The 3,277-nt window shown below is 47.6% G+C and carries 2 rRNA genes; both read right to left on the bottom strand.

The window, feature by feature from the left end:
• Nucleotides 1–60: 60 nt before the first annotated feature.
• Nucleotides 61–172, bottom strand: a 5S ribosomal RNA gene (rrf, locus tag PQG45_RS11880).
• Nucleotides 173–239: 67 nt separating this feature from the next.
• Nucleotides 240–3,071, bottom strand: a 23S ribosomal RNA gene (locus PQG45_RS11875).
• Nucleotides 3,072–3,277: the final 206 nt, after the last annotated feature.

The following is a 3,277-nucleotide window of genomic DNA, read 5'->3' as shown; positions in this document are numbered from 1 at the left end:
GACTAGCGACTGTAGGGCATAAAAAAAGACCCACACTTTTGGTGCAGGTCTTCTATAATAACTTGGAGCTTACTTACTTTCCCGGGTTTGATCCCAGTATCATCAGCGGTGCGGGGCTTAACTTCTCTGTTCGAGATGGGAAGAGGTGAACACCCGTCCTATCGGCTCCATACTTTTTACAAGGTCATAGCCTTTTTCCATATTGTGAGATAAAATAAACAGCAGTGTGTAAATTAATAAAAGGTAAGCTTTCGGGTAATTAGTACTACTCGACTTTGACATTACTGCCTTTACATCTGTAGCCTATCGACCGTGTCGTCTACACGGACCCTTCATGGAATACTCATCTTCAGGTCAGTTTCGCACTTAGATGCTTTCAGCGCTTATCTGGTCCCGACGTGGCTACTCAGCTATGCCCTTGGCAGAACAACTGATATACCAGCGGTCAGTCCAACTCGGTCCTCTCGTACTAAAGTCAGAACCTGTCAATATTCCTACGCCCACAACAGATAGGGACCGAACTGTCTCACGACGTTCTGAACCCAGCTCGCGTGCCACTTTAATCGGCGAACAGCCGAACCCTTGGGACCTTCTCCAGCCCCAGGATGTGACGAGCCGACATCGAGGTGCCAAACCTCCCCGTCGATGTGAGCTCTTGGGGGAGATCAGCCTGTTATCCCCAGAGTACCTTTTATCCTTTGAGCGATGGCTGTTCCATACTAAACCACCGGATCACTATATCCTACTTTCGTACCTGATCGACTTGTCGGTCTCACAGTCAAGCTCCCTTTTGCTATTGCACTCTACGCACGGTTACCAAGCGTGCTGAGGGAACCTTTGAAAGCCTCCGTTACTCTTTTGGAGGCGACCACCCCAGTCAAACTACCCACCAAGCAATGTCTCCCCTTTGGGGATTAGAATTCCAGTACAAGAAGGGTGGTATTTCAACGTTGGCTCCCCGATGCCTAGCGACACCGGCTCACAGCCTCCCACCTATCCTACACATCCAGTACCAAAACTCAATGCTAAGCTATAGTAAAGGTTCATGGGGTCTTTCCGTCCCGTTGCGGGTAAACGGCATCTTCACCGTTACTACAATTTCACCGAGCTCACGGCTGAGACAGTGCCCAGATCGTTACACCATTCGTGCAGGTCGGAACTTACCCGACAAGGAATTTCGCTACCTTAGGACCGTTATAGTTACGGCCGCCGTTTACTGGGGCTTCAGTTCAATGCTTCGCCTTGCGGCTAACATCCCCCCTTAACCTTCCAGCACCGGGCAGGTGTCAGGCCTTATACGTCATCTTTCGATTTAGCAAAGCCATGTGTTTTTGTTAAACAGTCGCCTGGGCCATTTCTCTGCGGCCACGATTGCTCGTGGCTCCCTTTATCCCGAAGTTACAGGGTTAATTTGCCGAGTTCCTTAGCCGTGATTCACTCGAGCGCCTTAGAATATTCTTCTCGACCACCTGTGTCGGTTTACGGTACGGGTTACTTATTAGTTATACACGCCTAGACTTTTCTTGGAAGTTTACTCACTACACTCGTTTTGGCATTGCTGCCGCCTCTCAAAGACACTATTCCGTCAGTATCTGGTAACCTGTAATCTCCGTCATCTATTTGCCCAATAAGTAAGTGCAGGAATATTAACCTGCTGTGCATTAGATTGTCGCTTTCGCTAGACCCTTAGCCCCCGACTAACCCTCAGTTGATTAGCATAGCTGAGGAAACCTTAGTCTTTCGGCGTGAGGGTTTCTCGCCCTCATTATCGTTACTCATGCCTACATTTGCTTTTCTGAACGCTCCAGCAAAGCTTGTCGCTTCACCTTCACCGCTGATCAGAATGCTCCCCTACCAGTATATAAATATAATCCAAAGCTTCGGTACTTTACTTGATGCCCGTTTATTATCGATGCCCGCCTCGCTCGACCAGTGAGCTGTTACGCACTCTTTAAATGAATAGCTGCTTCCAAGCTAACATCCTGGCTGTCACTGCAATCAGACTTCCTTAGTTCAACTTAGTAAAGATTTTGGGACCTTAGCTGTTGGTCTGGGTTCTTTCCCTCTCGGATTGGGACCTTAGCACCCCAACCCTCACTCCCGGGTATATTTTAAGCCATTCAGAGTTCATCAGGATTTGGTAGGATTTGACTCCCCCTAGTCCTATTGGTAGCTTTACCTGCTTAAAACTTAACCCCGAGGCTGTTCCTAAAAACATTTCGGGGAGTACGAGCTATTTCTCAGTTTGATTGGCCTTTCACCCCTACCCACAAGTCATCCAAATACTTTTCAACGTAAACTGGTTCGGTCCTCCACTCCGTGTTATCGGAGCTTCAACCTGCTCATGGGTAGATCACAAAGTTTCGCGTCTACTCCCACTGACTAAGCGCCCTATTCAGACTCGCTTTCGCTCCGGCTGCTCACATCTATATGATTAACCTCGCCAGTGAAAGTAACTCGTAGGCTCATTATGCAAAAGGCACGCCGTCACCCCAAAAAGGGCTCCGACCGCTTGTAAGCGTATGGTTTCAGGGTCTTTTCACCCCCTTACTCAGGGTACTTTTCACCTTTCCTTCACAGTACTCGTTCACTATCGGTCTCTTGGTAGTATTTAGCCTTACCGGATGGTGCCGGCAGATTCAAAGGGGATTTCTCCAGTCCCCCCCTACTCAGGATACCACTACAATTATATAAGCTTACCAATACAGGGCTCTCACCTCCTACGGCCTGCCTTCCCAGACAGTTCTTGTTCCTTTATATAATCGATATCGTGGTCCTACAACCCCAGTCTTGCCGCAACAACACTGGTTTGGGCTAATCCGCGTTCGCTCGCCACTACTTACGGAATCACTTTTGTTTTCTCTTCCTCTGCTTACTTAGATGTTTCAGTTCAGCAGGTTCGCCTTCTATCTTAAATAGAATAATAGATCTTCAATCTACTGGGTTGCCCCATTCGGAAATCATCGGATCAAAGGTCTTGTGCACCTCCCCGAAGCTTATCGCAGCTTAACACGTCCTTCATCGCCTCCAAGAGCCTAGGCATCCCCCATACGCCCTTAATTCACTTACTCTTTTATAATATATCTTCATCCCGAAGGATTCAATAATTCTAATTTGCTCTTACTCTTTACTTTATTCTCACAATATGTCAAAGAACCTTGTGTGAAATTCAATAAGCTTGCGCTCATCTCATTCACATCGTTCCCAAATTCCGATCTCCACATTTGGAAAGGGTAGGGGTGGTGTTTTCAGTCGCTAGTCACTAGTCGTTAGTCAT

Source organism: Aquirufa regiilacus (genome assembly GCF_032470275.1).
In the GTDB taxonomy this organism is placed as follows: Bacteria; Bacteroidota; Bacteroidia; order Cytophagales; family Spirosomataceae; genus Aquirufa; species Aquirufa regiilacus.
The sequence above is the reverse complement of the archived record's forward strand: the minus strand, read 5'-3'. Positions and strand labels throughout refer to the sequence as shown.